Raw genomic sequence first — 16,106 nt, 5'->3', positions numbered from 1 at the left:
AGACGTTCCTCACCACCGCTTTCATAATTGTGGTTAGGGCTTATCCGAAATTCTTTCAAGCACCCGACTGAAAGAAGACCAAGTTTGAATTTACGGCGTACCGGAGACGGCAAACGCCAAAAGTTATGAAAAGGAGATGGGGAACGTCTTTCGCGGAATTTCGAAGGCCATGGATGGCCTGAGAGAAGCGCACAGGGATGTGCTTGTAGCGGTTCCGCGAAAGACGTTCCCCATCTCCGACTCCACCAATACAAGCGGTACCCGACAATTTTCCGGGACCACAGGCAAAGGCTGACAGGAGAACACCATGAGCACTCCGAACAATTTCGACGATTACAAAGTCCGCGACATCGAACTCGCCGGCTGGGGCCGCAAGGAAATCAAGATCGCCGAAGGCGAAATGCCCGCCCTGATGAAACTGCGTGAGAAGTACAAAGCCGAGCAGCCGCTGAAAGGCGCCAACATCATGGGCTGCATCCACATGACCATCCAGACCGCCGTGTTGATTGAAACACTGGTCGAGCTGGGCGCTGATGTGCGCTGGTCATCGTGCAACATCTTCTCCACCCAGGATCAGGCCGCCGCTGCCATCGCAGCTCAGGGCACTCCCGTGTTCGCGTGGAAGGGTGAAACCGACGAAGAATACGAATGGTGCCTGCACAAAACCGTCGGCGCAGACGTAGACGGCTGGGAACCGAACATGATCCTGGACGACGGCGGCGACCTGACCGAGCTGCTGCATAAGGAATACCCGCAGGTGATTGCCAAGTGCCACGGTGTGACTGAAGAAACCACCACCGGCGTGCACCGCCTGCAGGAAATGCTGCGTGACGGCACCCTGAAGATTCCGGCCATCAACGTCAACGACTCGGTGACCAAGTCCAAGAACGACAACAAGTACGGTTGTCGTCACAGCCTGAATGATGCCATCAAGCGTGCCACCGACCACCTGCTGTCTGGCAAAAAGGCCCTGGTGATCGGCTACGGCGACGTGGGCAAGGGTTCCGCTCTGTCCCTGCGCCAGGAAGGCATGATTGTGAAGGTCACTGAAGCCGACCCGATCTGCGCCATGCAGGCCTGCATGGACGGTTTTGAAGTGGTATCCCCGTACATCGATGGCATCAACACCGGTACCGAGCAAGGCATCAACACCGACCTGCTGGGCACCACTGACCTGCTGGTAACCACCACCGGTAACGTCAACGTGTGTGACGCGAACATGCTGAAAGCCCTGAAGAACGGCGCCGTGGTGTGCAACATCGGCCACTTCGATAATGAAATCGATACCGCCTACATGCGCAAGAACTGGGAGTGGGACGAGGTCAAGCCGCAGGTACACGTGATTTACCGCGACAAGGCCAGCAACGACCACCTGATCCTGCTGTCCGAAGGCCGTCTGGTAAACCTGGGCAACGCCACCGGTCACCCGTCGCGGATCATGGACGGCTCGTTCGCCAACCAGGTGCTGGCGCAGATGTACCTGTTCGAGCGCAAGTTTGCGGACCTGCCTGAAGAGTCCAAGGCCAAGGGCGTTTACGTCCAGGTTCTGCCCAAGCAGCTGGACGAAGAAGTGGCCCGCGCCATGGTGGAAGGCTTTGGTGGCGTGATCACCAAAATGACTCCGGACCAGGCGAAATACATCGGCGTACCGGTCGAAGGCCCGTACAAGCCGGAAAGCTACAGGTACTAAGCGGAAACGATCATGGAATCCCAGAAGCAATTCAAACGCCGCTTCAGCTTCGAGTTTTTCCCGCCCAAGACCGATCAGGGCAAGGAGAAGCTGCAGGCGGTACGCAACCAGCTGGCCGAGGTAAACCCGGACTTTTTCTCGGTCACCTTCGGAGCCGGCGGTTCCACTCGCGATCGCACGATCGAAACGGTGCTGAACCTGCACAAGCAGGGTATTTCCACAGCACCGCACCTGTCCTGCGTGGGTGGTACCCGCGCAGAGATCGGCGAGCTGCTGGACGTGTATAAAGAGAACGGCATCAACCGGATCGTCGCCCTGCGCGGCGACCTGCCCTCGGGCATGGGCGCCTCCGGTGAGCTGCGTTACGCCAACGAGTTGGTGGAATTCATCCGGGAGCACAGCGGGGATCACTTCAACCTGGAAGTGGCCGCCTACCCGGAATTTCACCCCCAGGCCCACAATGCCGAGGAAGACCTGAAGAACTTCGCACGAAAAGTACAGGCCGGTGCCAACAGCGCCATCACCCAGTACTTCTTCAATGCCGACAGCTACTTCTATTTCATCGACCGTCTGGAGAAGATGGGCATCACCATTCCGGTGGTGCCGGGCATCATGCCCATCGTCAACTTCTCCAGCCTGGTGCGTTTCTCTGACATGTGCGGCGCGGAAATCCCTCGCTGGATCCGCAAGCAGCTCGAAGCCTACGGCGACGACACCGACAGCATCCGCAAGTTTGGTGAAGAAGTGGTCACCGAAATGTGCGAAAAGCTTCTGAAAGCCGGGGCTCCGGGGTTGCACTTCTACACCCTGAACCAGGCCGAACCCAGCATTTCCATCTGGAAGAATCTGGGCATCAGCGACCGCGAAAAGATTGCTTTCTAAGGCATTCTGCAAAGCAGTACAAAGAGGGGCTTCGGCCCCTCTTTCGTTTTCTAACCGCCTGATTTCCTGCAAATCCTGTCTCCATAGTCTAGACTGTATCTGATGCATCCCTATCAACGCTCCCTGTGATGCACGGTCACAAAGAGTGCTTTCACAGACTGCCTTACCGGGCAGACGGGGCATAAAAAAACAGAAAGGAGAAAGCATGAGCACGAAATGGCTGAAAACTCTGGGCGCTGGCCTGGCACTGTCTGTCGCCGCCACGTCGGTAAGCGCAGAGACCCTGCGCGTAGTCACCGACCCCAGCTTCGTCCCGTTTGAAATGATGGATCAGGAAACCGGCGAAATGATCGGTTTCGACATGGAGATCATCGCCGAAGTCGCCGAGCGTGCGGGCTTTGATTACGACCTGAACACCATGGATTTCAACGGTATTATCCCGGCCCTGCAAACCGGCAACGTCGACATTGCCATTGCCGGCATCACCATTACCGATGAGCGTAAGCAAATCGTCGATTTCTCCGACCCTTACTACGATTCCGGCTTGCGCATCCTGGTTCGCGAAGACGATGGCACCCAGGAAATGTCTGACCTGGAAGGCAAGAAAGTCGGCACCAAGATTGGTAGCACCAGCTACGACTTCCTCACCAAGAACCTGGACGATAACGACGGCGTAACCCCCTACCCCGGCAGCTCCGACATGTATATGGCGCTGATGTCCGGCGCGGTAGATGCGGTGTTCTACGACGCCCCGAACGTAGGCTACTTCGCCAGCACCCGCGGCGCAGGCAAGGTGAAAACCGTAGGCCCGCTGTATGAAGGCCAGCAGTACGGTATCGCCCTGAAAAAAGGTAGCGAATGGGTTGGCCCGGTGAACGAGGCCCTGGCAGAAATCAAGGAAGACGGCACCTACAAAACCATTTACGAAAAATGGTTCGGCCCGATGCCTGAAGACAAGTAAACCTCCACTTGACCCGCCCGGGGCACACAATGCCCCGGGCGCCTCCTCCCAACCCAACGGAGAAACACACCGTGGAATTCCAGTTTCAGTTTGACTGGCAAGCGGCCATTGATTCCATTCCCTACCTGGCCAAGGGCATTCCCTACACCCTGATGATTTCCTTCGGTGGCCTGGCCATCGGTTTTGTACTCGGCATCGTTTTTGGCCTGCTCAGCATCAACAAAAAATGGTTCCTGCGCTGGCCGGCAACCGCCTATATCGAAATTTTTCGCGGCACCCCCATCCTGGTGCAGGTGCTGTTTATCTTCTACGGCCTGCCGGACCTGGTCGGCGGCCCCATCGACCCGCTGACAGCCGGTATTGCCGCGATCGCCCTGAACTCCGGCGCCTATATATCCGAAGTGGTGCGCGGTGGCGTGCAGTCTATCGACAAAGGCCAGAGCGAAGCCGGCCTGTCACTGGGGCTGTCCCGTACCCAGACCTTCTGGTCGATTATCTGGCCCCAGGCCTTCCGGCGCATGATCCCGCCGCTCGGAAACCAGGCTATCGTAAGCATCAAGGACACCTCGCTGTTCTCGGTGATCGGCGTGGGCGAACTGGTCCGCCAGGGCCAGGTGTATATCGCCAACACCTTTACCGCCTTCGAGGTTTACTTCGTAGTGGCCCTTATGTACCTGGCCATAACCTTGTCCCTGTCCCTGATTCTGCGGCTGCTTGAACGCCGCGGCGTTGCGTCTGTCTGAAGGAGCCCGGGTAATGACTCAGATCGTAAAGATGAAGGGCATGAACAAGTACTTCGGCAAACTGCATGTCCTGAAAGATATAGACCTGACCGTAGAACAGGGCGAAGTCGTGGTGATCATCGGGGCCAGTGGCTCCGGCAAATCTACCCTGATCCGCTGCGTTAACGGCCTGGAAGAATTTGAATCCGGCACACTGGAAGTGGATGGCCAGAAACTGGCGCCGAAAGGCGGCAACCAGCAGGCCCTTGCGGAAATCCGCAAGGAAGTTGGCATGGTGTTCCAGCAATTCAACCTGTTCCCGCACCTGACGGTAAGAAAGAACATCATGCTGGCGCCCATGAAGGTAAAAAACACCTCTCAGGTCGTCGCCAACGCTACCGCCGAGCGGCTGCTGGAACGTGTAGGTATTGGCAGCCAGGCCGACAAATACCCCAACCAGCTATCCGGCGGCCAGCAGCAGCGGGTCGCCATTGCCCGGGCCCTGGCCATGGAACCCCGGCTGATGCTGTTCGATGAACCCACCTCGGCACTGGATCCGGAAATGATCGGTGAAGTACTGGACGTGATGCGGGAGCTGGCCAAAGAGGGTATGACCATGATGGTCGTCACCCACGAAATGGGCTTCGCCCGGGAAGTGGCAGACCGGGTGATCTACATCCATGAAGGCCAGATTGTTGAAGAAGGCCGGCCTGAAGATGTGTTCGACAACCCTCAGAACGAGCGCACCCAGGCGTTCCTGTCCCGGGTGCTGGCGCACTGAACCGGCGGGTCAAAGCAGCTGGCGGATGACTTCATACTCCCGTTCAATCTTGGCGTGGGAGTCATCCGCCAGAAATCTCGCCACTTTCTTGCCCAACAACGGCATATCGCAACGAACCGACAGATTCACATAATTGATGCAGCGGTTACCGTTACCCTGAAGCCGCATTTCGCCCTTGATCTTCGCCGGCACACCGTCGATTTTCACCCGAAACTCGCAGTGCCACTCATCGTCGTCTTTACGGAACCAGTGTTCCTCCTGCCGCACGCGATTCCACTCCCGGTGAAAGCCTGAGAGCACTCCCGGCACGGGCGCAGAAGCCATCATTTCACGCTCGATCACCAACTTGCCGGACACATCGTCTTTGCGCAGCTCGGCCAGCTGTACATTGCGGGACCCGATTTTCTCGTTCTTTTCGATAATGTGGCTTTCGCTGAAAAAACGCTCGAGCACATGATCCACACCAGCCTCATAGGGGTGTTTCAGATTCAGCTCCATATTCGACTCCTGTTATTTTTATTCCATTGTTGCCGCAGGCTGGTGCACCAACATTGGCCGGTCTGGCGCCGGGCTATGGCAAGCCGGTCATCCGACTGGTTCACAGTAAGGAGCTGTTAAGGCTGCTGACAGCCAAGTATCATGTCGCATCCGGATATTTATTCACCGCCTCCGCAGCCTGACAGGAGACAACCATGCGCAATGCCGACCTGGTCGCACGGGACCTTAAATCCGTGTGGCACCCCTGTACCCAGATGAAAGACCACGAAACCCTGCCGCTGATTCCCATCAAGCGGGGCGAAGGCGTATGGCTGGAAGATTTCGAGAGCAATCGCTACATCGATGCGGTCAGCTCCTGGTGGGTAAACCTGTTCGGCCACGCCAACCCGCGCATCAACTCCGCTATCCAGGAACAGATCGGCCAGCTGGAGCATGTCATCCTGGCGGGCTTCAGCCACGAACCGGTAGTGAACTTGTCCGAGCGGTTGATTGAGGTTACGCCGGAGGGGCTGAACAAATGCTTCTACGCAGACAACGGCTCGTCTGCCATCGAAGCGGCCCTGAAGATGAGCTATCACTACTGGAAAAACCAGGGCCATCCGGGCAAGAAGAACTTCGTTAACCTCAGCAACAGCTACCACGGAGAAACCCTGGGCGCGCTGGCGCTGGGTGATGTTGCCCTTTACAAAGACACCTACCAGCCGCTGCTGATGGAAGTACTGACGGCGCCCTCGCCGGATGCCTACAACAAAGAGCTGGGCGAAACCGATGAAGACTACGCCCTGCGCCAGTTCGAGGCCATGGACAAGCTGCTGGCCGAGCGGCACCACGAAATCTGTGCCGTGGTGGTGGAACCCCTGATACAGTGTGCCGGCGGCATGCGCATGCATCATCCGGTTTACCACACCAAACTGCGCGAAGCCTGCGACCGCTATGGCGTACACCTGATTGCCGACGAAATCGCCGTGGGCTTTGGCCGCACCGGCACCCTGTTCGCCTGCGAACAGTCCGGCATCACCCCGGATTTCATGTGCCTGTCCAAGGGCCTGACCGCCGGTTACCTGCCGTTGTCCGTGGTGCTCACCACCGACACTGTCTACAACGCCTTCTACGACGACTACGAAACCCTGCGTGCGTTCCTGCACAGCCACAGCTACACCGGCAACCCCATCGGCTGCGCCGTCGCCCTGGCCACCCTGGACATCTTCCGGGACGAAAACGTCATCGAAAACAACCGCCAGCTGTCCCGCTGCATGGCCGAATCCGTCGCCCACCTGGCCGACCACCCCAACGTGGGTGACATCCGCCAGCACGGCATGACCCTGGCCATCGAAATGGTCAAAGACAAAGCCAGCAAAACCCCGTTCCCCTGGCAGGAACGCCGTGGCATCAAGGTGTACCAGCATGCCCTCACCCGCCAGTCCCTGCTGCGCCCGCTGGGCAACGTGGTGTACTTCATGCCGCCTTACGTGATCACCGAAGACCAGATCCGACACCTGGCCCAGGTGGCCACCGAAGGCATCGAAATCGCAGTTAAGGGCTGACCATGCGCATTCCCAGAATCTACACCAACAGCCCCCTGCACACCGGCAGCCCGTGTGAACTCGACGACAACGCCGCCAACCACGTAGGCCGGGTACTGCGCATGCAGCCCGGCCAGAAACTCCGTTTGTTCAACGGCGACGGTAACGACTACACCGCCACCATCACCGAAGCCGGCAAAAAGAACGTCACCGTAACCATTGAAAGCGCCGAGGCCAACGCCACCGAATCGCCCCTGACCATCGTCCTGGGCCAGACCCTGTCCAAGGGCGACCGCATGGACTACGCCGTGCAGAAAGCCGTGGAAATGGGCGTAACCACCATCGCCCCCCTCACCACCGAACGCTCCGACGTAAAACTCAAAGGCGACCGGGAAGAAAAGCGCCTGCGCCACTGGCAACAAGTCGCCATCAGCGCCGCCGAACAATGCGGCCGCGCAAAAGTCCCGAACATCCTGCCGGTGATGACCGTAGCGGAATGGCTGCAATACAGCCAAACCTGCGACCTGCGCCTGGTGCTGCACCACCGCACCGAACAATCCCTCAACACACTCGAGAAACCCGCCAGCGTCGCCCTGATGATCGGCCCCGAAGGCGGCCTGAGCGCCGACGAGATTGCACTGGCAGAACAAAACGGCTTTCTGCCCGTCGCCCTCGGCCCCCGGGTTCTGCGCACCGAAACGGCGCCAGTGGCGGCCATGGCACTGTGCCAGTGGTTATGGGGCGATATTGGCGGCTGAGCAATCTATGGCGTCTGCTGACATCACCTTGTGGCGGTTCAGTCATTGACAGAACAGGCGGGGGTCAACATTATCCCTGACAACTAATCGCAGCTTGATGCACCCCCGATGTTGGGGCGGCTGTTCGGGCAGGGCTCTCCAAAAATGTGCGGAGCCAGGGATGGCGGAGCCCAAGCGACACAGGGATGTGCCGCCAGGAGCGTTTTTTGGAGAGCCCTGCCCGAACAGCCGCTTGCACCATAACCAGAACAACCAGCGAGCGCAGGATGACAGACTTACTTACCAACCCGGAATTCTGGCAATACCTAAGCATTCCAGTGATCGCAGCCCTCATCGGCTGGAGCACCAACTGGCTCGCCATCAAAATGACCTTCTACCCCCTGGAGTTCATCGGCAAACCACCCCTGCTCGGCTGGCAAGGCATCATCCCCTCCAAGGCCCGGAAAATGGCCGCCATCAGCGTCGATGCCACCATCTCCAAAATCGGCACCGTACAGGAAATCTTCGAACAGATTGACCCGAAGGTACTGGCCGCCCACATCATCTACACCGTCGACCCCAGAGTGGAAGAATATGTCGACGAACTCATGCTCAAAGAGTACCCCACCTTCTGGGAAAACCTGCCCGCCTCCGCCCGCAAAATGGTCTACGACCGGGTGCGCAAATCCACCCCGCAACTGGTCGACAACCTGGTAGAAGACGTATCCGACAACATCGAAGACCTGCTCGACATCAAAGGCATGGTCATCGAACGGCTCGCCAGCGACAAACAGCTGCTCAACCGCATTTTCCTGGAGTGTGGCGACGTAGAATTCCGCTTTATCATCAACTCCGGCATGTACTTCGGCTTTCTGTTCGGCCTGATACAAATGGCAGTCTGGTACCTCTATCCCGCTATCTGGGTGCTGCCACTGTTCGGCCTGCTGGTGGGCTGGGCCACCAACTGGATTGCCCTGAACGTCATCTTCCGCCCCCTCAGGGAACACAAGGTGGGCCCCCTGAAAATCCAGGGCCTGTTCCTGAAGCGCCAGCCGGAAGTGGCTGAATCCTTCTGCCATATCGTGACCCACGAAATCCTCACCGTTGGCAACATCATCAACGCCATTATGGAAGGCCCGAAAGGCGACCGCGCCCGCAACATGGTGAAGAAGCACATCAAGCCGCTGGTGGACGAAACCGCCGGTATGGGCAAGGCCCTTACCCAGATGGCGTTCGGCCCGACCGGCTTTGCCACCCTGAAGAACCAGGTGGGCGAAAAGGCTATCGAAATCTCCCAGACCTCCTTCAACAACCCGGTGTTCGAGAAGGACCGGGCCCGGGCGGTGGAGTCGATCATGGTAGAGCGCATGATTGCGCTGTCGTCAGAAGAGTTTCAGGACCTGCTGCGGCCCTGTTTCCAGGAGGACGAGATCAAGCTCATCCTGGTAGGTGCCTTCCTTGGCTTTGCCGCCGGCGTGTGCCAGCTGGTGTTCGTATTCGGCGAAGCGCTTATCTGAGCAGCTCCGAAAAACTGACATCTTCACGGCCGGACGAGAGCTCCAGCAACCGCTCCGGCATCGACTGCACCGGCAAGCGCTCCACAACCCGGTCTTCATCCCGGCGCACCGCCTGCAGCACGTTACCCACGGTGATCAGGTCCAGCGCCCGCCCGGGCACCAGCTGGTCACCATTGCGGCCGGCCAGGCTCAACAGGCCGGCGCGAATCAGCTTGTCACTGATATTCCGGGTAATTTCGCCCGGCACATGCATCTGGTACTCCAGTGATTCCTGCTGCGGCGCCGGCTCACCCCGGCTGAACGGCCTGGCGACCATCCACATCAAGGCCAGGGCCACCCGCTCTTGCAGCTCCGGTGCCAGCTGCACTTCACGGCGCTTGGCCACCGAGCCCGGGTTCTGCATGTAGTACGACAAACTGGCACCGAGCAGCAGGATCATCCAGTTCAGGTAAATCCAGATCAGCAGGATAATCCCCACCGCAAAGCCGGAGTAGATGGCCGCATACTTGGTAGAACCCGCCACAAAGGACGCAAAGATCATACCCGCCGCCTGCCAGGACACACCGGCAATCAGGCCCGCCAGGAAAGCGTAGCGGAATTTCACCCGGGTGTTGGGAATGAAGATATAAACAAAGGTGAATGCCGCCACCACCAGGAAGAACGGGGTAAAGCGGCTGACGGCCACAATCACCGAACCGAACGGCTCAACCGCCATCAGGGTCTGCATCATGTCGGACGAAAACACCGTGGCGGTAGCACCAATGGCCGACACCATCAGCAAGGGGCCCACCATGATCACGCTCAGGTAGTTGCTGAAGCGCTGGGCCATGGAGCGCATTTCCGGCACCCGCCAGATCATGTTAAAGGAGCGTTCCACCTTCTGTACCAGCGAGATCACCGTGTACACCAGCAAGCCGAGGCCTACGGAACCCAGAACCCCCACCTTGATGTTATCCACAAAGCCCAGGATCCGTTCCGCCATCTCGATCCCCTGAGGGCCCATGGGCTGGAAGAACTGGTAAAGGAAGGGCTCCATCTTCTGGTGCACCCCCAGCGCCTTGAGCACGGAAAAGCTCAGGGCCAGCAAAGGCACAATACTCAGCAGCGTGGTATACACCAGACTCATAGCATGCAGGGTGAGCTGGCCACTGAGTACATCCCGGATCAGTGCGTACAGCGAACGCCCGGTTTTGTAAAACCAGGTCCAGGGCCATTTCTGGGGCGGGTTGGGGTTGGCAAGAATCCAGTCTTCAGCAGCCTGGAGCCGGTCTTTCAATTGAATGGAAGCCACGCAAGTTCCTGTTTGTCAGTCTTTTCTACAGCTTATCAGCCAAGGGGCAGTAAACAAGCCGATTCTCTCAGCAATAATGCAACGGCGGCGCTGCCGCTGGCCTGAAAAAACAATATAACCATATCAAGTTTTGTTACTTCCACTTATAACCGTATTAACGTCAAAAGGCGCGCCTAAAGAACTGATTCATTTATAACCACAGGGTTTGATCAATGCGCTTGTCCCGGATTCTTGCCACCACCGCCCTTATTGCCGCAGCACCGTCTGCCGCACTGGCCACCAACGGCTACTTCAGCCACGGCTATGGCACCAAGAACGCCGGTATGGCTGGCGCAGGAACCGCGCTGTCCCAGGACAGCATTGCGGCAGCCACCAACCCGGCAGGTATGGCGTTTGTGGGCAGCCGCGTGGACGGCGGGCTGGAGGTATTTTCTCCGCGTCGGCGTTATGGCGTGGAAGGTGGCGTTATGCCGCCACCTGCTGGAACTTTCTATCTCGCCCCCGGAACCGTACAAAGCGAAAATGACGCCTTCCTGATTCCTCATTTCGGTTATAACCGGGCCATGGGCAACGGCCACAGCCTTGGTCTGTCGGTGTTTGCCAATGGCGGCATGAACACTGAATACAGTGGCGAGAATGGCGGCACCTTTGGTGCGGGAAAAACCGGCGTCAACCTGGAGCAGCTGTTCATCGCCCCCACTTGGTCCTGGGAATTCTCTGACGGCCAGGCACTGGGCATTTCCCCCCTGATTGCCTACCAGCGCTTTGAGGCGAAAGGCCTACAGGCATTTGGCAACCTGGGCTTCTCGTCAAACCCGAATGCCCTGACCAACAACGGCACCGACGAAGCCTGGGGCTACGGCCTGCAGATCGGCTGGCAGGGTGAACTCACTGACACCCTGCGCGCCGGGTTGAACTTCCGCACCATCCTGGAAATGGAAGAGTTCAACAAATACGAAGGCCTGTTTGCCGAACAGGGCGGCTTCGACATTCCCCAGATGTTCAACGCCGGCATCGCCTGGTCCGGACTTGAAAACCACTGGCTGCTGCTGGATGTTCAGCACATCCGCTACAGCGAGATCAACAGCATTGGCAACCCGATGATGCCGGCACTGATGAACGTACGGGGCGGCGATGCGAGCTCCCAACTGGGCGGGGATAACGGCCCAGGCTTCGGCTGGGACGACATGACCATCGTCAAACTCGGCTGGCAGTGGCAGCAAAGCAACGAACAAACCTGGCGTGCCGGCGTCAGTTACGGCGAGCAGCCCATCCCGGACGAAGAAGTGCTGTTCAACATCCTGGCGCCGGGCGTCCAGGAATGGCACTTCACCGGCGGCTTTACCCACCGGTTCAGCGAAGCCCTGGAAGTCTCGGGCATGGCCTTCTATTCACCGCGCAAAACCGTCCGTGGCGAAAACCCCATGGGCCCCGGCCAGCACATCGAGCTGAGCATGAGCCAGGTGGGTGCGTCCTTCAGCGTCGGCTATCAGTTCTGAACCGACGCCAGGTTCCTTGCAGTAATCCCCACAATCCGCTGACGGGCCTCACGGCTGGCCCAGGCGGAGTGGGGCGTCACAATCAGGTTGGGAATATCATCCGCCAGCAGCGGGTTACCGTTGCGGGGTGGCTCTTCAGTCAGCACATCAAAGCCGGCACCGCCAATCTCGCCGCTTCTTAACGCGTCCGCCAGCGCCTCCTCGTTTACCAGGCCGCCACGGCTGGTATTGACCAGCAATGCGGTTGGCTTCATCAGGCGCAATTCCCGCTCACCAATCATATTCCGGGTTTCATCCGTCAGCAGGCAGTGCAGCGACAACACATCCGCCTGCGCCAACAGCTCATCCAGCGCAATGCGCGGATAACCATCCACCTCCCCCGGTGCCTGCCCCGGCCGGCAGCCCAGCACAACGTTCATGCCAAAGGCCTTCGCCCGCTCGGCCACACCCTGCCCCAGGTCGCCATAACCGACAATTCCCAGAGTCTTGCCTTCCAGCTCCATGATCGGGTGATCCATCAGGCAGAACATATCGCTCTTGCCCCAGGTGCCATTACGGGCATCCCGGTTGTAATCCAGCAGCCGCGTGGCCAGCGCCAGAATCAGCGCCATGGTGTGCTGGGCCACCGTGGAACGGCCGTAGTTGGTCACATTCATCACCTGAATGCCGTGTTCCCTTGCTGCCGGCAGATCAATGTTATTCAGCCCCGTAGCCACCACCGCAATGGTTTTAAGCTCCGGACAGGCCTCGAAATGCTCACGGCCCAGCACCACCTTGTTCACCAGCACCGTATCAAAACCCCGAATCCGCTCCAGCACCTGCTCCGGCGACGTCCGCTCAAAACAGGTCAAACCGCCGGTCACCTGCTCAATCGGCGCCAGGTCCACATCGCTGCCCAGGGTAGTGCTATCCAGAAAGACTGCTTTCATACTTTTCTCCCGACTCAAGAACAGCACAGATTAAGGTAGACTGGGTAAAACGAGCAAATTCAGGGAGACCCACCATGGAACACGAATTCTGGCACGAGCGCTGGGAAAAGAGCCAAATCGGCTTCCACGAAGGCACCGTCAACCAATACCTGCATGACCACTGGCCCGAACTGGCCGGCGAAGGCACCGATGCCGTCTTCGTGCCCCTGTGCGGCAAAGCCCACGACATGTGGTGGCTCCACGACCGCGGCCACCCCGTCATCGGCGTGGAACTCAGCGACATCGCCTGCAAAGACTTCTTCGAAGAAGCCCGCGAAAAAGCCATGGTCCACCCCGGCGAACCCTTCACCACCTTCAAACACGACGACCTGCAACTCTGGTGCGGCGACTTCTTCCAACTCGTCCCGGAAGACCTAAAACACATCCGCCTGGTCTACGACCGCGCCGCCCTCATCGCCCTGCCACCGGAAATGCGCAAAGGCTACGTAGACCACCTCACCGCCATCATCCCCGACGGCACCAGAATCCTGCTGATCACCCTCGACTACGACAGCAACGAAATGAAAGGCCCTCCCTTCAACGTCAGCGACGAAGAAGTCTTCAAACTCTACGGCGAAGACTACGAAATCAACCACGTACTAAAACGTGACATGGCCCACGACAACCCCTTCGCCAAAAGAAGAGGCCTGAGAAACGGCGCCGCAGAAAGCGTTTTCACCCTCACAAAGAAATAGGTTTTCACTAGTCCCCATCAAACAGGGGAGCTCCCTGAAGGCGGCCCCACCGGGGCCCCGATCGACGTATGCCGGGGCAGGATTTTTCAGGGCAAATCTGTATGTCTGAGCGCAGCGAGTTGCAGTTTGCCCTGAAAAATCCTGCCCCGGTGTACGTCAGCCCCCAAAACCCGGAAGCCGCCGCAAATCCCCCATACCACAATTTAATGAACCGAACATGACCCCCACCTGTCCAACCCCGCAACTGTGAACTAAGCTCAAAACAAGCAGGCCGGAACGCACCGGACAACGTATACCTGCCAGAACCAACCCATTTAATTCAGCGCCAGACACACCGCCCGGAACGGCGGCGAAACAAAAACGGGGACATTGCGTGACGCTATAACAGACAAGAGAAAAGCGAGGGGCCATCTATGACCATTCTGCAGCACTTCAAAGACCGGTATGCCCAGACTCAGGAGGAAGAGTATTCCCTTGAGGAATACCTGGCGATCTGCAAACAGGACCCGACAGCATACGCCACCGCAGCCGAGCGGATGCTGATCGCCATCGGCGAACCCGAACTCATCGATACCTCCCGTGACTCTAGACTGTCACGCATCTTCTCCAACAAAGTCATCAAACGATACCCGGAATTCGATGAGTTTTACGGCATGGAAGAAGCCGTGGAAAACATCGTGTCCTTCTTCCGCCACGCCGCCCAGGGCCTGGAGGAAAAGAAACAGATCCTGTACCTGCTCGGCCCCGTTGGCGGCGGCAAATCCTCCCTGGCCGAGAAACTCAAAGCCCTGATGCAGAAAGTACCCTTCTACGCCATCAAGGGCTCACCGGTGAACGAAAGCCCGCTGGGCCTGTTTGACCCGGCCGAGGATGGCCCGATCCTGGAAGAAGAGTATGGCATCCCCGGCCGCTACCTGAAGAACATCATGTCGCCCTGGGCGGTCAAACGCCTGCACGAGTTTGGTGGCGACATCAGTCAGTTCCGGGTGGTGAAACGTTACCCGTCGGTACTGGACCAGATTGCCGTATCCAAGACCGAGCCGGGCGACGACAACAACCAGGATATCTCCGCGCTGGTGGGCAAGGTCAACATCCGCATGCTGGAAGACTATTCCCAGGATGACCCGGATGCCTACAGCTTCAGCGGCGGCCTGTGCAAGGCCAACCAGGGGCTGATGGAGTTTGTGGAAATGTTCAAGGCACCGATCAAGGTGCTGCATCCGTTGCTGACCGCCACCCAGGAAGGCAACTACAACACCACCGAAGGTATGGGCTCGGTGCCGTTTGACGGCGTTATCCTGGCCCACTCCAACGAATCCGAGTGGCAGACCTTCCGCAACAACAAGCACAACGAAGCATTCCTGGACCGGGTGTACATCGTCAAGGTGCCCTACTGTGTGCGGGTAAGCGAAGAGATCGAGATCTACCGCAAGCTACTGAAGAACAGCTCCCTGGCAGGTGCGCCATGCGCCCCGGACACGCTGGACATGCTGGCCCAGTTCTCGGTGCTGTCCCGCATCAAGGAGCCGGAGAACTCCAACATCTTCTCCAAGATGAAGGTGTATGACGGCCAGAGCATCAAAGACACCGACCCCAAAGCCAAGTCCATCCAGGAGTACCGGGATGCGGCCGGGGTGATGGAAGGCATGGACGGCTTGTCTACCCGTTTCGCGTTCAAGATCCTGTCCAAGGTCTTCAACTTCGACACCACCGAAGTGGCAGCCAACCCGGTGCACCTGCTGTACGTACTGGAAAAGCAGATCGAGCAGGAGCAATACCCGCCGGAAATCCAGGAAAAGTACCTGCGCTTCATCAAGGAATACCTGGCGCCCCACTACGTGCAGTTTATCGGCAAGGAAATCCAGACCGCCTACCTGGAAAGCTACAGCGAATATGGCCAGAACCTGTTCGACCGCTACGTTACCTATGCCGACTTCTGGATTCAGGATCAGGAATTCCGGGACCCGGAAACCGGCGAAATTCTGGATCGCTCCTCCATCAACGACGAACTGGAAAAAATCGAGAAACCGGCGGGCATTTCCAACCCGAAGGATTTTCGCAACGAGGTGGTCAACTTTGTGCTGCGAGCCAGGGCCAACAACGGGGGCAAGAACCCGTCCTGGCTTAGCTATGAAAAGCTGCGCAGCGTGATCGAGAAGAAGATGTTCTCGAACACCGAAGATCTGCTGCCGGTCATCTCCTTCAACCCGAAAGCCAGCCAGGAAGACCAGAAAAAGCACAAGCAGTTTGTGGAACGCATGGTTGACCGCGGGTACACCGAGAAACAGGTTCGCTTGCTGGCCGAGTGGTATCTGCGAGTTCGGAAATCCCATTAACGGCAG

14 protein-coding genes are annotated in these 16,106 nt (G+C 58.2%); 11 read left to right on the top strand and 3 right to left on the bottom strand.

Features of this window, described 5'->3' with window-relative positions; all coding sequences use genetic code 11:
- The first annotated feature begins 307 nt into the window (after window positions 1-307).
- The 5 genes from ahcY to H3Z84_RS04700 all read left to right on the top strand — a co-directional run bounded on the left by ahcY (window position 308) and on the right by H3Z84_RS04700 (window position 5,036).
- On the top strand, window positions 308-1,690 hold the full coding sequence (gene ahcY, locus H3Z84_RS04720; RefSeq protein WP_199456648.1) for an adenosylhomocysteinase: 1,383 nt from the start codon (window positions 308-310) through the stop codon (window positions 1,688-1,690).
- Between the two features lie 12 nt (window positions 1,691-1,702).
- Window positions 1,703-2,572: a methylenetetrahydrofolate reductase [NAD(P)H] gene (gene metF / locus H3Z84_RS04715; RefSeq protein ID WP_199456647.1), complete on the top strand. Its 870-nt coding sequence runs from the start codon at window positions 1,703-1,705 to the stop codon at window positions 2,570-2,572.
- A 205-nt stretch (window positions 2,573-2,777) separates the two neighbouring features.
- On the top strand, window positions 2,778-3,533 hold the full coding sequence (locus tag H3Z84_RS04710; RefSeq protein ID WP_199456646.1) for a transporter substrate-binding domain-containing protein: 756 nt from the start codon (window positions 2,778-2,780) through the stop codon (window positions 3,531-3,533).
- Window positions 3,534-3,562: 29 nt separating this feature from the next.
- Window positions 3,563-4,276 (top strand): amino acid ABC transporter permease, encoded by a 714-nt coding sequence (locus H3Z84_RS04705; RefSeq protein ID WP_199456645.1) that lies wholly within the window; start codon window positions 3,563-3,565, stop codon window positions 4,274-4,276.
- A gap of 13 nt (window positions 4,277-4,289) precedes the next feature.
- Window positions 4,290-5,036: an amino acid ABC transporter ATP-binding protein gene (locus H3Z84_RS04700; protein WP_094623739.1), complete on the top strand. Its 747-nt coding sequence runs from the start codon at window positions 4,290-4,292 to the stop codon at window positions 5,034-5,036.
- A 9-nt stretch (window positions 5,037-5,045) separates the two neighbouring features.
- Here H3Z84_RS04700 and H3Z84_RS04695 read toward each other — a convergent pair whose 3' ends face one another.
- Complete coding sequence (locus H3Z84_RS04695) at window positions 5,046-5,534, bottom strand: DUF2505 domain-containing protein (RefSeq protein WP_199456643.1); 489 nt, start codon at window positions 5,532-5,534, stop codon at window positions 5,046-5,048.
- 194 nt (window positions 5,535-5,728) lie between these two features.
- Here H3Z84_RS04695 and H3Z84_RS04690 point away from each other — a divergent pair, with 194 nt between their 5' ends.
- The 3 genes from H3Z84_RS04690 (at window position 5,729) to H3Z84_RS04680 (ending at window position 9,311) form a co-directional block, all read left to right on the top strand.
- The gene (locus tag H3Z84_RS04690; protein ID WP_094623737.1) at window positions 5,729-7,078 is read left to right on the top strand and encodes an adenosylmethionine--8-amino-7-oxononanoate transaminase; all 1,350 of its coding nucleotides are present in this window, start codon (window positions 5,729-5,731) and stop codon (window positions 7,076-7,078) included.
- A gap of 2 nt (window positions 7,079-7,080) precedes the next feature.
- Window positions 7,081-7,815 carry a 16S rRNA (uracil(1498)-N(3))-methyltransferase gene (locus H3Z84_RS04685; protein WP_199456641.1) on the top strand — a complete coding sequence of 245 codons (735 nt, stop codon included), beginning with the start codon at window positions 7,081-7,083 and terminating at the stop codon, window positions 7,813-7,815.
- A 266-nt stretch (window positions 7,816-8,081) separates the two neighbouring features.
- A complete protein-coding gene (locus H3Z84_RS04680; protein WP_199456639.1) occupies window positions 8,082-9,311 on the top strand; it encodes a DUF445 domain-containing protein in 1,230 nt (409 codons plus the stop codon).
- Here H3Z84_RS04680 and H3Z84_RS04675 read toward each other — a convergent pair.
- Window positions 9,304-10,602, bottom strand: coding sequence for a YihY/virulence factor BrkB family protein (locus H3Z84_RS04675; protein WP_199456638.1), 1,299 nt, complete (start codon window positions 10,600-10,602; stop codon window positions 9,304-9,306). The genes H3Z84_RS04680 and H3Z84_RS04675 overlap by 8 nt on opposite strands.
- 212 nt (window positions 10,603-10,814) lie before the next feature.
- Between H3Z84_RS04675 and H3Z84_RS04670 the strand changes: the two genes are divergently transcribed.
- Window positions 10,815-12,101, top strand: coding sequence for an OmpP1/FadL family transporter (locus H3Z84_RS04670; protein WP_199456637.1), 1,287 nt, complete (start codon window positions 10,815-10,817; stop codon window positions 12,099-12,101).
- On the opposite strand, the gene H3Z84_RS04665 is transcribed toward H3Z84_RS04670, so the two are convergent.
- Complete coding sequence (locus tag H3Z84_RS04665; RefSeq protein WP_199456633.1) at window positions 12,092-13,030, bottom strand: D-2-hydroxyacid dehydrogenase; 939 nt, start codon at window positions 13,028-13,030, stop codon at window positions 12,092-12,094. The genes H3Z84_RS04670 and H3Z84_RS04665 overlap by 10 nt on opposite strands.
- 74 nt (window positions 13,031-13,104) lie before the next feature.
- On the opposite strand from H3Z84_RS04665, the gene tmpT reads away from it, so the two are divergent.
- Together tmpT and H3Z84_RS04655 are read left to right on the top strand one after the other, a co-directional pair.
- Complete coding sequence (gene tmpT, locus H3Z84_RS04660) at window positions 13,105-13,764, top strand: thiopurine S-methyltransferase (RefSeq protein ID WP_058341653.1); 660 nt, start codon at window positions 13,105-13,107, stop codon at window positions 13,762-13,764.
- A 413-nt stretch (window positions 13,765-14,177) separates the two neighbouring features.
- Window positions 14,178-16,100: a PrkA family serine protein kinase gene (locus tag H3Z84_RS04655; protein WP_199456631.1), complete on the top strand. Its 1,923-nt coding sequence runs from the start codon at window positions 14,178-14,180 to the stop codon at window positions 16,098-16,100.
- The last annotated feature ends 6 nt before the right edge of the window (window positions 16,101-16,106 follow it).

Source organism: Marinobacter sp. bablab_jr003 (assembly GCF_016464245.1).
Taxonomy (GTDB): Bacteria; Pseudomonadota; Gammaproteobacteria; order Pseudomonadales; family Oleiphilaceae; genus Marinobacter; species Marinobacter vinifirmus.
This window is presented reverse-complemented; position numbering and strand designations above follow the sequence as displayed.

Coding starts and splice junctions, on each gene's coding strand:
- tmpT (WP_058341653.1), top strand. CDS start 13,105: ATGGAACACGAATTCTGGCACGAGCGCTGGGAAAAGAGCCAAATCGGC.
- H3Z84_RS04705 (WP_199456645.1), top strand. CDS start 3,563: ATGCCCCGGGCGCCTCCTCCCAACCCAACGGAGAAACACACCGTGGAA.
- H3Z84_RS04700 (WP_094623739.1), top strand. CDS start 4,290: ATGACTCAGATCGTAAAGATGAAGGGCATGAACAAGTACTTCGGCAAA.
- H3Z84_RS04685 (WP_199456641.1), top strand. CDS start 7,081: ATGCGCATTCCCAGAATCTACACCAACAGCCCCCTGCACACCGGCAGC.
- H3Z84_RS04695 (WP_199456643.1), bottom strand. CDS start 5,534: ATGGAGCTGAATCTGAAACACCCCTATGAGGCTGGTGTGGATCATGTG.
- H3Z84_RS04690 (WP_094623737.1), top strand. CDS start 5,729: ATGCGCAATGCCGACCTGGTCGCACGGGACCTTAAATCCGTGTGGCAC.
- H3Z84_RS04680 (WP_199456639.1), top strand. CDS start 8,082: ATGACAGACTTACTTACCAACCCGGAATTCTGGCAATACCTAAGCATT.
- H3Z84_RS04665 (WP_199456633.1), bottom strand. CDS start 13,030: ATGAAAGCAGTCTTTCTGGATAGCACTACCCTGGGCAGCGATGTGGAC.
- metF (WP_199456647.1), top strand. CDS start 1,703: ATGGAATCCCAGAAGCAATTCAAACGCCGCTTCAGCTTCGAGTTTTTC.
- H3Z84_RS04655 (WP_199456631.1), top strand. CDS start 14,178: ATGACCATTCTGCAGCACTTCAAAGACCGGTATGCCCAGACTCAGGAG.
- H3Z84_RS04710 (WP_199456646.1), top strand. CDS start 2,778: ATGAGCACGAAATGGCTGAAAACTCTGGGCGCTGGCCTGGCACTGTCT.
- ahcY (WP_199456648.1), top strand. CDS start 308: ATGAGCACTCCGAACAATTTCGACGATTACAAAGTCCGCGACATCGAA.
- H3Z84_RS04670 (WP_199456637.1), top strand. CDS start 10,815: ATGCGCTTGTCCCGGATTCTTGCCACCACCGCCCTTATTGCCGCAGCA.